The following is a 16,384-nucleotide window of genomic DNA, read 5'->3' as shown; positions in this document are numbered from 1 at the left end:
GGATCAGTCCCCTTCCTTGGCGATGCCATGGAGGATGAAGGTGGCGAGCTGGGCCGGATCGGACGCCGCCCCGCTCGAGAGGAAGGGCATCGCGGTGCCGAACACCAGGATGCGCAGATATTCGACGGCTGTCGCGACGGGGACGCGCAGCCGGTCGGCGTCCGGCGCGAGCAGGTCGGTGACCACGTCCGTCACCTCGCCCAGCGGAGGGTGGTGGTGGTCGCCGGGGCGGCCCTTGCGGTGACGCTCGTGATCGCGTGGCCCGAGGGCGGTCATGAAGCGGACCACGGCCCCGACGCGGTCGTGGAGCAGGGTCACCACCTGCTCGATCTTGGCCTCGAGCGGCTGCGCACCGTCGATGCCCTCGAGCACGCGGATCGAGTCCGCCGGGTCCATGACGTGCGCGATGCACGCGTCGATGAGCTCGTGCTTGTCCGCGAACGCACGGAACACCGTGCCCTCGGCGATGCCCGCCGCGTCCGCGATCTGGCGGGTGGTGACCTCCGCGCCGTGCTCGAGGATCAGCGGGACGGTCGCCGCGACGATGTGCGCGCGCCGGTCCTCGGGGGACATGCGGGGGGCGCGGGTGGCGTTCACCAGCGCATCGTAAGTGAGTGAGTGCTCACTTCGCAACCGGCGGGTCGCCCGGGAGGGTCCGAGCGAAGGTGACCGTCGCATCGTCCCAGCCCACCGCGCGGAAGCCCACGCGCGGGTAGAAGGCCTGCGCGCCTCGGTTCGCACGCTCCGCGACCAGGTGGACGCCCGGCACGCCGCGCTCCGCGAGCAGGGCGCAGGCGGCGTCGATCAGGGCGCGGCCCGCGCCCCTGCCCTGCTGATCGGGAAGGAGGTCGATGTGCAGGTGCGCCGGGTAGTCGGCGAGCTGCGGGATCAGCATGCGGCCGGGGTCGGCCGCAGAGGGCAGGAGCCACGCGTCCGCGGCGGTGCGCGCGACGTGCCGGGGGCCCACGTGCGGCCACCACTCGGCGACGAACCAGTCCTGGAAGGCCCCCGTGTCCGCCGCGCCGAGCACGTAGCCGCGGGCCTCGCCATCGACGTCCCAGACCAGGCAGAAGGCACCGGGGCCGTGGAGGTAGGGCGTCGCGTACACGTCGCTCAACGACGAGTCGTCGCCGAAGCGTCCGGTCGCATCGCCGCCCTGGGCGCCGGTGAGGAGGCAGACGCGCGCGATCGCGTCGTGGTCCGTGGGCGCGGCCGGCCGGATGGTCACGGCGCCTCCTCCTCCCGCTCGACTCGCGCGATGAGCAGGGCCAGGGCGATCGCCACGACCACCCCGATGACCGTGAGGCCGATCCGCTGCAGCGCCGCATCCCAGGCCCCGGCGGTCGACGCGGCGCCCGCCAGCAGCACGATCACCGCGGCGGTGAAGGCCGAGCCGCGGATCTCGTCCTTGGCGATGCTCCAGGCCAGGCCGCCGACGGCCGCCGCGACCGCCAGCGCGATCCCGAGCCACGTGGGCAGGAACGACGCGAGGACGGCGCCGGCGAGCGTGCCCAGCACCGTGCCGATCACGCGGCGGCGCGCACGCGAGGTGGTCTCGCCGCTCACGGGCACGAGCACGGCGCTCAGCGCGACCACCAGCCACAGCGCGTGCTCGAGTTCGAGGGCGCTCCCGATCGCGATCGCCGCCCCCGACCCGAGGGCGAGCGCCGCGACGTAGGCCGCGGTCGTGCGACGCGGAAGCGGGGTGGCCGGCAGGCGCGCGAGCCCGAGGGCGGCGAGCGCCAGCGGCACCGCGACCGCGGCCACCACGACGCCCACCGCCGCGGCCCACGGGCCGATCTCGGCCGCCGCGGTCCCCGCGACCGCGGCCACCACCGGCGCAGTGCCGCACACCGGGCCGTACCGCAGCACCACGGGCAGCGTCACCGCCGCGGCGACGGCGGTCAGAACGCCCAGGAGCAGCGCATCGTCCCTCGCGAGCGTCGCGAGCGCCGCGATGACGCCGACGGCCGCGCCGAGCGCGACCGCATGCCAGCGCGGTCCGCTCATGAGCGACACCATCACCACGGTCAGTCCGCCCAGCGCGGCGCCGACCCCGGCGCCGACGCCCGCGACCAGCCCGACCGCGACGGCAACTGCGACGAGCACGCCGACCACCGTGGAGGCGAGCCGCACCGCCGGCATCGGGGGCACCAGAGCTGTCCGCGGGGATCCCATGCGACGAGCCTAGGGCCGCGCCCGTAGGCTCGTGCCGTGATCGTCGCAGCAGATCTCATCGACATGCCCCAGTGGATCTACGTCGCCGCCGTCTTCATCGGCGCGCTCGGCGGTGCGATCCGCGCGGGCGAGGACGAGCACACGGACCTGGTGGGCGTGCTGACCCTCTCGGCCGCCATGGGCTTCGGCGGTGCGATCATCCGCGACATCCTGCTCGGACGGCTCCCCCCGCAGTCGCTGCGCGACCCGTCCTACTTCATCGCGGCCGGGGCGGCCGCCGGCGTCGGGATGCTGTTCCTGTACTACCTGCGGAAGCTCGGCCGGCTGCTGTGGTGGCTCGACTCGATCATCATCGGCGTGTTCGCGGTGGTCGGCGTCAACACCGCCCTTCTTGCGGGCGTGCGGTGGCTGCCGGCGGTCGTGATCGGCACCATCGCCTCGGTGGGAGGGCTGATGCTGTGCGACGTGCTCCAGGGCAGACCCTCGTCGATCATGTACATGGGCCCGCCGAACGCGATCGCGGGCCTGGGCGCGGGCATCACGTACGTGCTGCTCGCGCGGCCCACGGAGCCGATCGTGACGCTCGTGATCTCGACGGCCGTGGCGGTGCTGATCCGGTTGTCCGGGCCCCTGCTCCACGTCAACGTCCCGCAGCCGCGCAAGCACGCGTACGAGCTGAAGATGCGGCGGGCGTTCCGCCGGGCGCGCAAGGACGGCACGCTGCCCGAGGGCGTCGGCGACCTGAGCCCCGCGACCGGTTCGCTCGCGGCGGTGACGCTCGCGCATCCGCAGCCGCAGGCGGCGCAGGAGCCCGCGGCCTGGGAGGAGGCCGAGGAGCCGCTGGACTCCGGCCCGCCCACCGAGACGCTCATCATCGACGAGTACGCGCCAGGGCTGGGCCACGCCTCGCCCTCGGAGGAATGGGCGGCGTCGGTCGAGGCGGACGAGCCGGACCCGGAGGACAAGGCGGGAGCCTGAAGGACCCGAGCCCGGCCCCCAGTCCCCTCCTCCCCCGCCCCCCAACCCGCCCCCCATCCCTCCCCCGCCCTCCAACCCACCCCCGCTCATGACGCGGATCGTGTCGATCTGAACCCTCGCATCGTCCCCATGAAGACTTCTGTGCCGGCTCCTCCACAGATCTCGATGCCGAGGCCCCTATCACCTGACCTGACCAGCATCCTGACGCGATGCCACGTCAGCTCCCAGGCCGCCTCCCACCGGTCGTCCACCGCGGGGACCGCTCATGGACCCGCGCCGAGCTGAGCGCGCTGACCTCCGCCCGCACCGTCCGGACGGCGATCGCTGCGGGCGAGGTGGTCGCCGTGCTCCCGGGTCGGTACGTCTCGGCGCCGCACCAGCTCGCGACCGTGCCGCGCGCGCACGCAGCGATGACCGCGACGCGCGGAGTGCTGACCGGCGAGTGCGCACTGTTCCTGCGGGGCGTCGTCGACCGGCCGCCACGCCAGATCCTCGTGGCCGCGGCGCGTGGCCGGCGCATCGAGGGCACCTCGTGGCTGCGCACCTTCCAGCCCGGCACGGCGCCCGGGTCCACCGCGATCGGCGAGCTCGACATCGCGTGGATCACAGAAGCCTCCCTCGACGCCTGGTCACGCGGCCCGATGGACCGGCGGGTGGGCGCGGTGCTGACCGCGCTCCAGCGTCGCGCGCTGACCGCGCACCAGCTCCGCGAGGGCGCCGGAGCTCGGCAGCGGATCCGAGACCGAGCCGGGCTGGAGAACGTGATCGCCGCATTCGAGTCGGGCGTGCACTCGTGGCTCGAGCACGAGGCGTTCACCAAGGTGTTCACGGGAGCGGAGTTCCGGCGGTTCGTCCGTCAGCACGCGGTGATCGCACGGGGGAAGCGCAGATACCTTGACATGTTCGATCCCGCCACGATGACGTCGGTCGAGCTGGACGGGTCGCGGTACCACCTCGCAGGCGAGCAGCGCGAGGCCGACGCGGAGAGGGACGCCGACCTCGCGACGCTCGGGATCTCCACGCTCCACTTCACCTACGCGCAGATCACGCGTCGGCCCGAGTGGTGCCGCGAGACCGTGCGCGCTGCACTGCGCGCACGGGCACGATTCGCTTCCTAGCAGTCGATACCGGTCCTCAAGCGACACGATTCGCTTCATGGGCCGCCGGGCGGGTGGGCCGGCAGGGCCGCGGGGTGGGTGGGCCGGCCAGGGCCGCGGGCCGCGGGGTGGGTGGGCCGGCCAGGGCCGCGGGGCGGGAGGGGCGGGTGGGCCGGGAGGGGTGGGCTAGTGGGGGCAGATCAGCTCTGCAGGCGGACGCCCTGCGCGCCCGGGACCCGCTTGGTGGTGTGCACCACCCGCCACGAGTCGCCGCCGATGCCCTGCAGCCAGTCCGGGGTCCCCGACTCGAGCCCGACCTCCGCGAGTCCGGTTCCGAGCACCAGCACCGACGGGCCGGCGCCGGAGACCACGGCCGCGAGGCCGCGGTCCCGGAGCGTCTTGACCATCAGCGTCGCGGGTCCCAGCACGTCGGCGCGGTAGCCCTGGTGGAGCGTGTCGAACGTCGCCGTGAACAGGTCCTCCGGCGACCCGGCGAGCGCGTGGACCAGCAGCGCCGCGCGGCCCACGTTGAAGGCGGCGTCGACGTGCGGCACCTTCGCCGGCAGCACGGCGCGCGCCTGCTTGGTCGGCAGCACGGAGGACGGGATCAGGACGGCGGTCTCGAGCTCGTCGGACACGGTGAGCGCGCGGGCGTGCGCGCCGTCGGCGTCCTTCCACGCGACGGTCGCACCGCCGTAGATGGCGGGGGCGGCGTTGTCCGGATGGCCCTCGAAGGCGTTCGCGAGGCGGAGCACCTCGGACGGCGGCAGCGCCTCGGGCTCGGCGATCAGCGAGCGCGCGGCGACGACGCCCGCCACCACCGCCGCGGCCGACGAGCCGAGGCCCCGGCCATGCGGGATCCGGTTCACGGCACGGATGTGCAGGCCGGTCTGCGAGGCGCCCACGTGGTCGAGCGCGGCGCGCAGCGCCTGCACCACCAGGTGGGACTCGTCGCGTGCGAGCGAGTCGGCCCCCTCGCCCTCGATCTCGATGGCCACGGAGGCGGAGGCGACGGCCCGCACCTCCAGGTCGTCGACCACCCCGAGCGCCATCCCGAGCGCGTCGAATCCCGGACCGAGGTTCCCCGCGGTCGCGGGCACGGTCACGCGGACGTGGTCGGCGGCCAGGCGCATGTCAGAGCCCCAGCGCCGCGGCGGCGGCCTCGACATCGACGGGGATGACGAGCGGCTCGACCTCGCGTCCGGCGAGCGCCGTCGCGGTGTCCTTGAGCCCGTTGCCGGTGACGGTGCAGGTGATCGTGGCGCCCCGCGGCACCTCGCCGAGCGCGGCGGCGGCCAGCAGCCCGGCGATCGGCGCCGCGGAGGCGGGCTCGACGAAGACGCCGACGTCGGCCGCGAGGCGCGCCTGCGCGTTGAGGATCTGCTCGTCGGAGACGGCGCGGATCCAGCCCCCGGACTCGTCGCGCGCGGCGACGGCGAGGTCCCAGGACGCGGGCTTGCCGATGCGGATCGCGGTCGCGACCGTCTCGGGGTCCTTGATCGGGTGCCCGGCCACGAAGGGCGCTGCCCCGGCCGCCTGGACTCCCCAGATCTTGGGCGTGCGGGTGGCGCTGCCACCCTCGACGGCCTCCTTGAACCCCATCCAGTACGCGGAGATGTTGCCCGCGTTGCCCACCGGCAGCATGTGGATGTCGGGGGCGTCGCCCAGCTGGTCGACGATCTCGAACGCCGCGGTCTTCTGCCCCTGCAGGCGGTACGGGTTGACGGAGTTCACCAGGGCGATCGGGTAGGACTCCGAGAGCTCGCGCACGATGTCGAGGCACTCGTCGAAGTTGCCGTCGACCTGCACCAGGTCGGCCCCGTGCACGATCGCCTGCGCCATCTTGCCCGCGGCGATCTTGCCCTGCGGGATCATCACCACGCAGCGCAGCCCCGCGTGCGCCGCGTAGGCCGCCGCGGACGCGGAGGTGTTGCCGGTCGAGGCGCACACCACGGTGTGGTCGCCGTCCTTGACCACCTGCGTGATCGCGGAGGTCATGCCGCGGTCCTTGAAGGAGCCGGTCGGGTTCATGCCCTCGACCTTGACGAACACGTCCGCGCCCACCTCGGCCGAGATCGACGGCGCCGGCACCAGCGGCGTGCCGCCCTCTCCCAGCGTGACGATCCGGTCCTCCGCGGAGAACGGCAGACGGTCCAGGTACTCGCGGATGATCCCGCGCCACACGTGCGCCACGGCTTACTCCCCCTCGATACGAAGCACGGACTTGACCTCGGCGACGGCGTCGGACGCCTCGAGGTCGGACACGGTCGCGCGCAGATCGCGCTCGGGCGCGGAGTACGTCGACAGGATCAGCCCCGCGTGGGTCTGACCGGGCACCTGTCGGACGATCTCGATCCCGACGTCGTGGCGCGCGAACACCTCGGCGACCGCGGACAGCACACCCGGGCGGTCCTCGACGGACATGCGCACGCAGTAGCGCGTCAGCGCCGCCTCGATCGGCAGCACCTCGTGCTCCGCGTAGTTCGACTCGTGCGGGCCCTTGCCGCCGCTCGCCTTGTGGCGCGCCACGGACACCAGGTCGCCCAGCACCGCCGACGCGGTGGGCGTGCCGCCGGCGCCCTGGCCGTAGAACATCAGCCCGCCGGCGGACTCCGCCTCGACGAACACCGCGTTGAAGGCGCCGTGCACGCCCGCGAGCGGGTGCGTCATGGGCACCAGGGCGGGGTGGACGCGCACGGCGACGCCGTCGGCGGTGCGCTCCGCGATCGCGAGCAGCTTGATCACCTGGTCGGTCTCGCGCGCGGCGATCACGTCCTCGGAGGTGACCGCGGAGATGCCCTCGCAGTAGACGTCGTCCATCGCGACCCGCTGGTGGAAGGCGAGGGAGGCGAGGATCGCGGCCTTGGCCGCCGCATCGTGCCCCTCGACGTCGGCGGTCGGGTCGGCCTCGGCGTAGCCGAGCTCCTGCGCCTGCTTCAGCGCGACGTCGTAGTCCAGCCCCCGCATGGTCATCTCGTCGAGGATGTAGTTGGTGGTGCCGTTCACGATCCCGAGGATCCGCGAGATGTGGTCGCCGGCGAGCGACTCGCGCACCGGACGCACCAGGGGGATCGCGCCGGCGACCGCCGCCTCGAAGTACAGGTCCACGTTGGCGGCGTCAGCGGCCTCGTAGAGCTCGGGCCCATGCTGCGCCAGCAGCGCCTTGTTGGCGGTCACCACGGAGGCGCCGGAGGCGATCGCCTCGAGGATCAGCGTGCGCGCCGGCTCGATGCCGCCCATGAGCTCGACCACGACGTCGGCCTTCGCGACGAGCGCCGACGCGTCGTCGGTGAGCAGTGCGCGCGGGATGTTCGGCCCGCGATCCTTCGACGTGTCGCGGACGTAGATGCCCGCGATCTCGAGCGGCGCGCCCACGCGCGCGGCGAGGTCCTCGGCCTGCGCGGTCAGGAGGCGCACCACCTCGGAGCCGACGGTGCCAGGGCCCAGGATGGCGATGGAGACGGGCTTGAGGGGGTCAGACACGGCCCCCACTCTACCGGGAGCGCCGTGCGCGCCCGGGCGTCAGATGATGGGGCCCTCGGCGGGGGATCCGGCCTCGCCCGGGTCGTCGTCGGGCTCGTCCCACACCTCCTCCTCCACGTGGTCGAAGATGCTCGGCTTCTTGTCGGGCTCGGGCTGCACGGTCACGGTCGCACCTCCTTGCGCGTCGCCCTCCAGTCAACCGCGCGCGGGCGGGGCCCGCCACCGGAGAGAGGACGATGCGGGGGCTCAGTCGCGCGCGTACGCCGCGCGGGCGGCGTCGAGCTCGGGCACGGCGCCCTCCAGCAGGTCGGCCAGGGCGCGGAGGCGCCCCGCGATGTCCGCGCCCAGCTCGGTGAGCGCGTAGTCCACCCGCGGCGGCAGGGTGCCATGGTCGGTGCGCACCAGCAGGCCCTCGCGCTCGAGCCCGTGGAGCGCCTGGGAGAGCATCTTCTCGCTCACGCCCTCGACCCGGCGGCGCAGCTCTCCGAAGCGGTGCGGCCCGTCGGCGAGCGCGAGCAGCACCAGCGATGCCCACCGTCCGGTGACCGTCTCGAAGGCTGCCCGCGAGGAGCAGCCGCGCGCGAACACGTTCGCGATCAGCTCCTGGTCCGGCCCGGTCTCCTCGGTCATGCGCTCAGGATACGTGAACGCTGTGGAATGGATAGCGCTTTCGTTTAGTTAGTATGGGCGTCGGAGGGGCAGACCGCCCCGCGTCTCGAAAGGATCACCATGACCACGTACGCCGTCACCGGAGCCTCGGGCCAGCTGGGCGAGAAGATCGTCCGCGCCCTGCTCGACCTCCACCTCTCCCCGTTCGACGTGGTCGCGCTGGCCCGCGACACCGACAAGGTCGAGGAGCTCGCCGCCCTGGGCGTGCGCACCCGCGAGGCCGACTACGACCGGCCGGAGACCCTGGCCACCGCGCTCGAGGGAGTCGACCGCCTGGTCCTCGTGTCCGCCTCGGAGCCCGGCCGGCGTCTTCCCCAGCACGTCGCGGTGATCGAGGCCGCCGAGGCGGCCGGCGTGTCGCGGATCGTCTACACGTCGATCCTCAAGGCGGACACCACCTCGAACGCGCTCGCACCCGAGCACCTCGCCACCGAGGAGCGCCTCACCGCCTCCCCGATCGAGACGGTCGCGCTGCGCAACTCCTGGTACATCGAGAACTACACGGGCCAGGTCCCCGGCTACGTCGAGCGTGGCGCGATCGTCGGCGCGACCGACGGGGCCGTGATCTCGGCCGCGACGCGCCAGGACTTCGCGGAGGCCGCCGCGGCCGCCGTGACCGCCGACGCGGTCAAGCCGGTCTACGAGCTCGCCGGCGTCGACTTCACTCTCGCGGACCTCGCGGCGACCGTCACCGCCGCGTCGGGCACCGAGGTGACCTACACCAACGTCACCGTCGACCAGCTCGCCGCCGGCATGGTGGAGGCGGGCCTCGACGAGGGCACCGCGGGCTTCTGGGCCTCGATCGACGCGTCCATCGCCCAGGGCGACCTGCAGACCGGCTCGACGGACCTGGTCCAGCTGATCGGCCGTGCGCCGACCTCGCTCGAGGCCGCGGTCAAGGCCGCCGTCTGACGTTCCGCACCGCGCGCGAGGCCCGCGACCCCCTGGGGGGCGCGGGCCTCGTCCCGTCCGGGACGATGCGGACTCAGTCCGGCGCGACGTCCCAGGCGAAGAGGTCCTCGAGGGTGTCGCGGCGGATGTGCACCGTCGACTCGCCGTCGCGGACCGAGACCACGGCAGGCCGCAGCATCGCGTTGTAGTTGTGCGCCATCACGCGCCCGTAGGCGCCGGTGGCGGGCACCGCGAGCAGGTCGCCGCGCGCGATGTCGTGCGGCAGCTCGACGTCGCGGACGACGATGTCGCCGCTCTCGCAGTGCTTGCCGACCACGCGCGACAGGGCGGGCTCCGCGTCCGAGAGCCGCGACGCGACGGTCGCGGTGTACTCCGCGCCGTAGGTGATGGTGCGCATGTTGTCGCTCATGCCGCCGTCGACAGCGACGTACTGGCGCTCGCCGCCGTCATCGAGGGCGACGTGCTTGACCACGCCCACGCGGTAGAGCGTCATGCCCGCGGGGCCCGCGATCGCCCGTCCGGGCTCGATGCTGAAGTGCGGCCAGGAGCCGCCGACCTTGGCGAGCGCGGCGGCGACCGCGTCCGCCATGCCGTAGGCCGCATCGTGCGGGCTCAGCGCCTCGCCGTGCGGCGTGTACTGGATCGCGTAGCCGCCGCCGAGGTCCACCTCCGGGAGCTCGACGCCCGCCTCCATCAGGAACGACGCGCGCAGGCCCAGCATGCGCTCCGCGCTCTCCTGGAACGCCGCGAGCGACAGGATCTGGGATCCGATGTGGGTGTGGATGCCGCGCAGGTCGATCCCTTCGGCGTCGTGGCACTCGAGGAGCGCCTCGAACGCCGCGCCCGAGGCGAGGGAGAGGCCGAACTTCTGGTCCTCGTGGGAGGTGGCGATGTACTCGTGGCCGCCCGCGTGCACGCCGGTGGTGACGCGCACCAGCACCGGGGCGACCGTGCCCATCTCCCGCGCGATCGCGTCGAGCGTCTCGATCTCGGTGAACGAGTCGACGATGATCCGCCCCACGCCCACCTCGAGGGCCCGGCGCAGCTCGGCGTCGGACTTGTTGTTGCCGTGGAGGCCCAGCCGCGCCGCGGGCATGCCGCCTCGCAGCGCGATCTCGAGCTCGCCGCCGGAGGCGACGTCCATGCAGAGGTCGTCGGCGCGCATCCAGCGCGCCACCTTCGAGGACAGGAACGCCTTCGACGCGTAGTAGACGTCCACCTCGGCGCCGTGGCGGCCGAACGCGGTGGCGAACTGGTCGCGGAACGCGCAGGCGCGGTCGCGCATGTCCTGCTCGTCGATGATGTAGAGCGGGGTGCCGTACTGGCCGGCGAGCTCGCGGACGTCGACGCCGCCGACGCTGAGCGCCCCGTCCTCCCCCCGCTCGACGGTGTGCGAGAACACTGCGTGGGGGGCTGCCGTGGCGCTCATGGTCACATCCTCTCGGGCGCGCTCACACCGAGCAGGTGGAGGCCGTTGCGGAGCACCTGGCCCGCGGCGTCGTTGAGCCACAGGCGGGTGCGGTGAAGGTCGGTGATCTCCTCGTCGCCCTGCGGGGTGACGCGGGTGCGGTCGTACCACTGGTTGAACGCCGCGGCGACGTCCTCGAGGTATCGGGCCACGCGGTGCTGCTCGCGGAACTCGACGGCCTGCGCGACCACGCGCGGGAACTCGCCCAGCACGCCGAGCAGCACGGACTCCGTCTCGTGGGTGAGCGCGGACGGGTCGAAGCCGTCCTCGCGGTGGATGCCGTACTCGGCGGCGTTGCGGGCGACGCCGGCGGTCCGGGCGTGCGCGTACTGCACGTAGAAGACCGGGTTCTCCTTGGTCGCCGAGGCGAGCAGGTCCAGGTCGATGTCGAGCGTCGAGTCCGCGCTCGAGCGCGCGAGCGCGTAGCGGGCGGCGTCGACGCCCACCACCTCGACCAGGTCGAGCAGCGTGACCACGGTGCCGGCCCGCTTGGACATGCGCACCGGCTGGCCGTCCTTCACCAGGTTGACCAGCTGGCCGATGATCACCTCGACGGCGTCGGGGTCGTAGCCGAGCGCCGCGGCGGCCGCCTTGAGGCGGGCGATGTAGCCGTGGTGGTCGGCACCGAGCAGGTAGATGAAGCGGTCGGCGCCGCGCTCGTGCTTGTCGCGGATGTACGCGATGTCGCCGGCGATGTACGCGGGATGGCCGTCCGACTTGATCACCACGCGGTCCTTGTCGTCGCCATGATCGGTCGACCGGAGCCACCAGGCGCCGTCGGCCTCGTACAGCGCACCCGACTCCTTGAGCTCCTTGACGGCCTTCTCGACCTTGCCCGACTTGTGGAGCGAGTCCTCGTGGAAGTAGACGTCGAAGTCGACGCCGAAGTCGTGCAGCTGCTCCTTGATCTGGTCGAACATCAGGTGCACGCCGCGGGCGCGGAAGAACTCCTGCAGCTCCTCGCGGGGCAGCTCGAGCGGGTCCCTCTCCCCCACCTCCATGGCCTGGATGAGCACCTGGTTGGCGATCTCCTGGATGTAGTCGCCGCCGTAGCCGTCCTCGGGGGTGTCCTCACCGAGGATCGCCGCGACGAGCGAGCGCGCGAAGTTGTCGATCTGCACGCCGTGGTCGTTGAAGTAGTACTCGCGGATGACCGTCGCGCCGTGGAACTCGAGGAGCCGGGCGAGGGAGTCGCCCACGGCGGCCCAGCGGGCGCCACCCAGGTGCACGGGACCGGTCGGGTTCGCGGAGACGAACTCGAGGTTCACGGTGTGGCTCGTGAGCGACTCGCCCCGGCCGTAGTCCTTGCCGTAGTCGACGATCCCCTTGGCGAGCAGGCCGGCGGCGTCGGCCGCCAGGCGGATGTTGATGAACCCGGGGCCCGCGACCTCCGCGGAGTCGATGCCCTCGACGGCGGCGAGCCGCTCGACGAGCGTGGCGGCGAAGTCGCGCGGGTTCGAGCCCGCCTTCTTCGCGAGCTGCATCGCCACGTTGGTGGCCCAGTCGCCGTGCTCGCGCTGGCGGGGGCGTTCGACGCGCACCTCCGGGACGTCGAACGGGGACAGCTGGAAGTCCGAGTCGTCGATGCCTTCGAGCAGGCACGTGCGGATGGTGGCGGAGAGCTCTTCGGGTGTCACCCGTCCAGTCTAGGCGTGCAGGAGGGCCGCGCTCGCGCGCGGGAGACGGGTCGAGGCGCCCTTCTCCAGCAGGACGATGCGGTCCCGACCAGGCGCGTCGCGCACCGCCTCGCGCAGGTCGTGGCGGGGCTGGGAGAAGTGCGCCCAGTCGTCGACGTGGATCGGCACCACCGTCGCGGCGGGCCACAGCCCGGCCACCTCGAGCGTGCGCGCGGCGTCGAGGGTGAGCAGCGCATCGTCCAGGCGCGCGACCCGCGCGGCGCCCGCGCACACGAGCGCGATCTCGACGTCGGGGAAGCGGCGCGCGACGCGCGCGACCACCGCGGTCTCCGAGTTGTCCCCGGAGAAGTACAGGGTCGGCCAGCCGGGCGCCTCGAGCACGAAGCCGGTGACGTCGCCCAGCTGCTCGGCCACCGCGTCGGGGCCGTGCTGCGCGGGGACGGCGGTCACCGTCACGGGCGCGTGATGGCCCAGGACCGAGACGCTGTGTCAGGGCTTCAGACCGGTGACGCCGGGGATCCGGTCCGCCGCGGACGGCGTGGAGAGCACGTGGCCCGCCTCCGCGAGCGCCGCCCGGCCGGAGCGGTCCAGGTTGTCCTCGTGCTGGTCGTGGCTCAGCAGCACCACGTGCACGTGTCCGATGTGCTCGGGCCCGAACGCGGGGCCGGCGGTCTTCTCGAGGTTGCCGTACACGCCCGGCTGGTCGAAGGTGGGGTCGGTCAGCCAGGTCAGCCCCGCATACCGCAGCACCGCGGTGGGGCCGCCGACCAGCGAGATCTCGACCGGGGTCACGGCACCAGTCTGCCCACCGGATCCGGGCACTGCACGGGGAACGACTCCGCGCACGACTCGACCCAGACCTCCAGGTGGTCCCCGACCGCCAGGTCCGAGGCGGTGAGCGCCTCCCCCGTCGCCGACTCGAGCGCGCCGCCGTCGGCGAACGCGAAGGTGGTGCCGTCGAAGTACTCGTAGCCGGCGTCGGGCGCGAACTCGACGTCGAACGAGCCCGCGCCGGCCTCGACGCTCACGACCGTCCCGACGGCGTCGGGCTCGCGGGTGTCGCGCACGTCCGTCTCGGAGGCCGAGCACGCGCACAGCATCGCGGCGAGGGCGACGGCGCCGGCCAGCGAGACGGTTCGCATGCCAGGTGAACGCGCGAGGGGCCCGGCCGGGTTCCGGCCGGGCCCCTCGCGTTCCGCGTCAGACCGCGGCGAGCGCGCGATCGACCGCGTCGACCACGCCCGGCGGCAGCAGCAGCGCCTGCATCCGGAAGGTCCCGCGCGGGCCCCACTCGAGGGTCCGCAGCAGGTCGCTCGCGCCCTCCCGACCGAGCATCGCGATCAGCGCCTCGCGCACCGCCCCGTAGGCGACGTCGGAGCGTCGGATCTCGACCAGGGGCGTGTCGACCGAGAACGACGCCGTTCCTCCGGTCCGTACGGTCGCGGGGGCGACCCATTCGTGCGTCCCGGACCCCACGGTCACCGGCGCGTCGGCGCCGGGCACGTGCACGGTCGCACGGGTGTTCGGCGGCACCACCACGCGGAGCCGCACCCCCTCGCCGACCCGCTCCCAGCCGGCCTCGTGGGTGCCGTAGGCCGACTCGAAGGTGGCCCTCGCGCGGTCCAGCCCGTCGAGCGCCAGCGGCCTGACCTCGACCTCCCGGTAGCCGGGCGCCGCGGGCGCCAGCCCGGCGACGCGGCGGTGCAGGAAGTCCGCGATCGCCCCGAGCGCGTAGTGGTTGAAGCTGGTCATCTCGCCCGGGTTGACGCTGCCGTCCTCGAGCATCGAGTCCCAGCGCTCCCAGATGGTGGTCGCGCCCATGGTGACCGGGTAGAGCCACGACGGGTTCTCGTCGTTGAGCAGCAGCCGGCCCGCGACGTCCGCGTGGCCGGTGTCGGTGAGCGCGTCCGCGATCAGCGGCGTGCCGACGAAGCCCGTCGAGATGCGGTAGCCCGCCCGCTCGACCAGTTCCGCGAGCCTCGCCCCCATCGCGTCGCGACGCTCGTCGTCCACGATCCCGAAGCCGATCGCGACGGCGTACGCGGTCTGCGCGTCGGACATGAGCCGGCCGGACGCGGTCACGTACTGACGGAGCCACGCCTCCCGGACACGGGCGGCGAGGTCGCCGTAGTGCTGCGCCGCCGCATCGTCCCCGAGCACGCCCGCCGCCTGGGCGACCACATCGGCGGACCGGAACAGGTGGGCCGTCGCGACCAGGTCCTTGTCCGCCTTCGCATCCGCGGGGCGGTCCGGAGGAGCCGTCGGATCGAGCCAGTCGGCGAACTGGAAGTCGTCCTCCCACAGCAGGTTCTCCCCCGTGCGCGACGCCATCCAGTCGACCCAGCGCCGCATCGACGGGAACTGCCGCGCGAGCGTGTCGAGGTCGCCGAAGCGCTGGTAGAGGGTCCATGGCACGAGCGTCGACGCATCGCCCCACGCGGCCGTGCCGATCGCCGCGGACTCGAGCACGTCGGGCACGACGAACGGCACGGAGCCGTCCGAGGTCTGATCGAGCGCGAGGTCCTCGAGCCACGACGACAGGAAGGCGTCGGAGTCGTGGAGGAACGATGCGGTGGGGGCGAACACCTGGATGTCGCCGGTCCAGCCGAGCCGCTCGTCGCGCTGCGGGCAGTCCGTCGGGATCGACAGGAAGTTGCCGCGCATCGACCACACCACGTTCTCGTGAAGGCGGTCGAGCAGCCCGTGCGAGGACTCGAAGGCGCCCGTCCGGCGCATGTCCGAGTGGATCACCAGCGCCGTGACGTCCGCGGGGTCGAGCTCGCCCGGCCAGCCGTCGACCTGCGCGTAGCGGAAGCCGTGGAACGTGAACTGGGGCTCCCACGTCTCCGGACCGCCGCCCGCGAGCGTGTAGCGGTCGATCGCCGTCGCGCGACGCAGCGGTCGGAGCGCGAGCTCACCGTGCTCCAGCACCTCCGCGTGGCGCAGCGTGACGGTGGTGCCCGCCGGCCCGTCGACCGAGATCCGCAGCCGGCCCACCAGGTTCTGACCGAAGTCGAGCACGGTGGCGCCTCCCGGGGTGCGGATCACCTCGACGGGCGACAGCTCCTCCGTGACGCGGACCGGCGGGCTGGTGCGCGGCACGGGCACGTGCGTGACGGGCGATGCCGCCGCCGGCACCCAGCCGCCGGGCTCCCGCCGCCGGGCGTCGACCTGCTCGCCCGCGTAGATGCCGGAGGACAGGATCGGGCCCTCGTCGGTGACGTCCCAGGTGCCGTCGGTGACGACCTCCTCGACGGTGCCGTCCTTGTACTCGAGCCGCAGCACCGCGGAGAACGCGGGCTGCGAGCCGTAGATGTACCGCTCGAGCCCGTTGAAGCCGAACTTCTCCGCGTACCAGCCCGCCGCGAGGTCGACCGCGACCGCGTGGGTGCCCTCCGTGAGGAGCGCCGTGACATCCGTGCACGCGTAGGTGTCGCGGTCGCCGTAGTGGGTCCAGCCGGGCTTCATGCGCTCGTCGTCGACGGGGATCCCGTCGACCGAGGCCTGGTAGACGCCGTGCGCGGTGGCGTAGAGGAGCGCCGACCGGAGCTTGGGACGGACGCTCACCGCCTGGCGGAGGCGCACCGGGCACTGCTCGGCTCGGGCGCCCGGATGCGCGATCCACGCGGCGGACCAGCCGTCGGTGACACCGCATCGGACAGGAACGGGCTCGCTCCACGGGCTCCAGCCCGTGGCCTTCGCGTGGACGCGCACGCGGACGGTGCCGCGCTGCCCGGTCGCGAGGGGCGAGAACGGCCAGGCGACCGCGGCGGCGGAGGGCCCCGCGAGCTCGCGGATCAGCGCGCCGCCGGTCGAGTCCCACTCGACCTCGGCGCCGTCCTGCTCCCAGTCGGCCGCGTCCGTCGCGGTCGCCCACGACAGGCGCGGGGTGCGGGTCATCACGATCTCGCCGAACGTGCCGCTCTCGAGCAGGACGCTGACGCTGGTGGCGGTCGGCACGG

Annotated in this window: 17 protein-coding genes; 3 read left to right on the top strand and 14 right to left on the bottom strand. The window is 73.3% G+C overall.

All coding sequences use genetic code 11. The features are described 5' to 3' along the window. Positions 1 to 3: 3 nt before the first annotated feature. From QQX10_RS13335 to QQX10_RS13325, 3 genes are read right to left on the bottom strand one after another with little or no spacing between them, the layout of a single operon-like run. A complete protein-coding gene (locus QQX10_RS13335; protein WP_301121763.1) occupies positions 4 to 597 on the bottom strand; it encodes a TetR/AcrR family transcriptional regulator in 594 nt (197 codons plus the stop codon). 25 nt (positions 598 to 622) lie between these two features. Continuing rightward, positions 623 to 1,228 carry a GNAT family N-acetyltransferase gene (locus tag QQX10_RS13330; protein ID WP_301121764.1) on the bottom strand — a complete coding sequence of 202 codons (606 nt, stop codon included), beginning with the start codon at positions 1,226 to 1,228 and terminating at the stop codon, positions 623 to 625. After that, a complete protein-coding gene (locus QQX10_RS13325) occupies positions 1,225 to 2,178 on the bottom strand; it encodes an FUSC family protein (RefSeq protein WP_301121765.1) in 954 nt (317 codons plus the stop codon). Before QQX10_RS13325 ends, QQX10_RS13330 begins: the two co-directional genes overlap by 4 nt. A 36-nt stretch (positions 2,179 to 2,214) precedes the next feature. Between QQX10_RS13325 and QQX10_RS13320 the strand changes: the two genes are divergently transcribed. Both QQX10_RS13320 and QQX10_RS13315 read left to right on the top strand, forming a co-directional pair. After that, positions 2,215 to 3,156, top strand: coding sequence for a trimeric intracellular cation channel family protein (locus tag QQX10_RS13320; RefSeq protein WP_301121766.1), 942 nt, complete (start codon positions 2,215 to 2,217; stop codon positions 3,154 to 3,156). Positions 3,157 to 3,365: 209 nt separating this feature from the next. Beyond that, the gene (locus QQX10_RS13315; RefSeq protein WP_301121768.1) at positions 3,366 to 4,274 is read left to right on the top strand and encodes an endonuclease domain-containing protein; all 909 of its coding nucleotides are present in this window, start codon (positions 3,366 to 3,368) and stop codon (positions 4,272 to 4,274) included. Positions 4,275 to 4,453: 179 nt separating this feature from the next. Here QQX10_RS13315 and thrB read toward each other — a convergent pair whose 3' ends face one another. From thrB to QQX10_RS13290, 5 genes are all read right to left on the bottom strand, one after another. Next, positions 4,454 to 5,386 carry a homoserine kinase gene (gene thrB, locus QQX10_RS13310; protein WP_301121770.1) on the bottom strand — a complete coding sequence of 311 codons (933 nt, stop codon included), beginning with the start codon at positions 5,384 to 5,386 and terminating at the stop codon, positions 4,454 to 4,456. Between the two features lies 1 nt (position 5,387). Then, positions 5,388 to 6,446: a threonine synthase gene (thrC, locus tag QQX10_RS13305; RefSeq protein ID WP_301121772.1), complete on the bottom strand. Its 1,059-nt coding sequence runs from the start codon at positions 6,444 to 6,446 to the stop codon at positions 5,388 to 5,390. A gap of 3 nt (positions 6,447 to 6,449) precedes the next feature. Beyond that, positions 6,450 to 7,736 (bottom strand): homoserine dehydrogenase, encoded by a 1,287-nt coding sequence (locus tag QQX10_RS13300; RefSeq protein WP_301121774.1) that lies wholly within the window; start codon positions 7,734 to 7,736, stop codon positions 6,450 to 6,452. A gap of 39 nt (positions 7,737 to 7,775) precedes the next feature. Continuing rightward, positions 7,776 to 7,901, bottom strand: coding sequence for a hypothetical protein (locus tag QQX10_RS13295; RefSeq protein WP_301121776.1), 126 nt, complete (start codon positions 7,899 to 7,901; stop codon positions 7,776 to 7,778). An 81-nt stretch (positions 7,902 to 7,982) separates the two neighbouring features. Next, on the bottom strand, positions 7,983 to 8,366 hold the full coding sequence (locus QQX10_RS13290; RefSeq protein WP_301121778.1) for a winged helix-turn-helix transcriptional regulator: 384 nt from the start codon (positions 8,364 to 8,366) through the stop codon (positions 7,983 to 7,985). A gap of 99 nt (positions 8,367 to 8,465) precedes the next feature. Between QQX10_RS13290 and QQX10_RS13285 the strand changes: the two genes are divergently transcribed. Continuing rightward, positions 8,466 to 9,317, top strand: a complete 852-nt coding sequence (locus tag QQX10_RS13285; protein WP_301121780.1) for an NAD(P)H-binding protein — start codon at positions 8,466 to 8,468, stop codon at positions 9,315 to 9,317. Positions 9,318 to 9,390: 73 nt separating this feature from the next. On the opposite strand, the gene lysA is transcribed toward QQX10_RS13285, so the two are convergent. From lysA to QQX10_RS13255, 6 genes are read right to left on the bottom strand one after another with little or no spacing between them, the layout of a single operon-like run. Further along, positions 9,391 to 10,746 carry a diaminopimelate decarboxylase gene (gene lysA / locus QQX10_RS13280; RefSeq protein ID WP_301121782.1) on the bottom strand — a complete coding sequence of 452 codons (1,356 nt, stop codon included), beginning with the start codon at positions 10,744 to 10,746 and terminating at the stop codon, positions 9,391 to 9,393. A 2-nt stretch (positions 10,747 to 10,748) separates the two neighbouring features. Then, on the bottom strand, positions 10,749 to 12,422 hold the full coding sequence (gene argS, locus QQX10_RS13275; protein WP_301121784.1) for an arginine--tRNA ligase: 1,674 nt from the start codon (positions 12,420 to 12,422) through the stop codon (positions 10,749 to 10,751). A gap of 9 nt (positions 12,423 to 12,431) precedes the next feature. Then, positions 12,432 to 12,878 carry an MBL fold metallo-hydrolase gene (locus tag QQX10_RS13270; RefSeq protein ID WP_301121786.1) on the bottom strand — a complete coding sequence of 149 codons (447 nt, stop codon included), beginning with the start codon at positions 12,876 to 12,878 and terminating at the stop codon, positions 12,432 to 12,434. 33 nt (positions 12,879 to 12,911) lie between these two features. Beyond that, entirely contained in the window at positions 12,912 to 13,214 is a 303-nt protein-coding gene (locus tag QQX10_RS13265) for an MBL fold metallo-hydrolase (protein ID WP_301121788.1), read from the bottom strand. After that, positions 13,211 to 13,564: a hypothetical protein gene (locus QQX10_RS13260; protein WP_301121790.1), complete on the bottom strand. Its 354-nt coding sequence runs from the start codon at positions 13,562 to 13,564 to the stop codon at positions 13,211 to 13,213. Before QQX10_RS13260 ends, QQX10_RS13265 begins: the two co-directional genes overlap by 4 nt. 58 nt (positions 13,565 to 13,622) lie before the next feature. Further along, complete coding sequence (locus tag QQX10_RS13255; protein ID WP_301121792.1) at positions 13,623 to 16,382, bottom strand: alpha-L-rhamnosidase; 2,760 nt, start codon at positions 16,380 to 16,382, stop codon at positions 13,623 to 13,625. Positions 16,383 to 16,384 lie beyond the last annotated feature (2 nt).

Origin of the sequence: Demequina lignilytica, assembly GCF_030418305.1 — a bacterium.
GTDB classification, from domain to species: domain Bacteria; phylum Actinomycetota; class Actinomycetes; order Actinomycetales; family Demequinaceae; genus Demequina; species Demequina lignilytica.
Note: the sequence above shows the minus strand (reverse complement) of the source record. Positions and strands in the feature narration are given on the sequence as shown.

Excerpts from the sequence above, each read along its gene's own strand:
- QQX10_RS13325 (WP_301121765.1), bottom strand. The coding sequence starts at position 2,178 with ATGGGATCCCCGCGGACAGCTCTGGTGCCCCCGATGCCGGCGGTGCGG.
- QQX10_RS13315 (WP_301121768.1), top strand. The coding sequence starts at position 3,366 with ATGCCACGTCAGCTCCCAGGCCGCCTCCCACCGGTCGTCCACCGCGGG.
- thrB (WP_301121770.1), bottom strand. The coding sequence starts at position 5,386 with ATGCGCCTGGCCGCCGACCACGTCCGCGTGACCGTGCCCGCGACCGCG.
- QQX10_RS13290 (WP_301121778.1), bottom strand. The coding sequence starts at position 8,366 with ATGACCGAGGAGACCGGGCCGGACCAGGAGCTGATCGCGAACGTGTTC.
- QQX10_RS13285 (WP_301121780.1), top strand. The coding sequence starts at position 8,466 with ATGACCACGTACGCCGTCACCGGAGCCTCGGGCCAGCTGGGCGAGAAG.
- lysA (WP_301121782.1), bottom strand. The coding sequence starts at position 10,746 with ATGAGCGCCACGGCAGCCCCCCACGCAGTGTTCTCGCACACCGTCGAG.
- QQX10_RS13260 (WP_301121790.1), bottom strand. The coding sequence starts at position 13,564 with ATGCGAACCGTCTCGCTGGCCGGCGCCGTCGCCCTCGCCGCGATGCTG.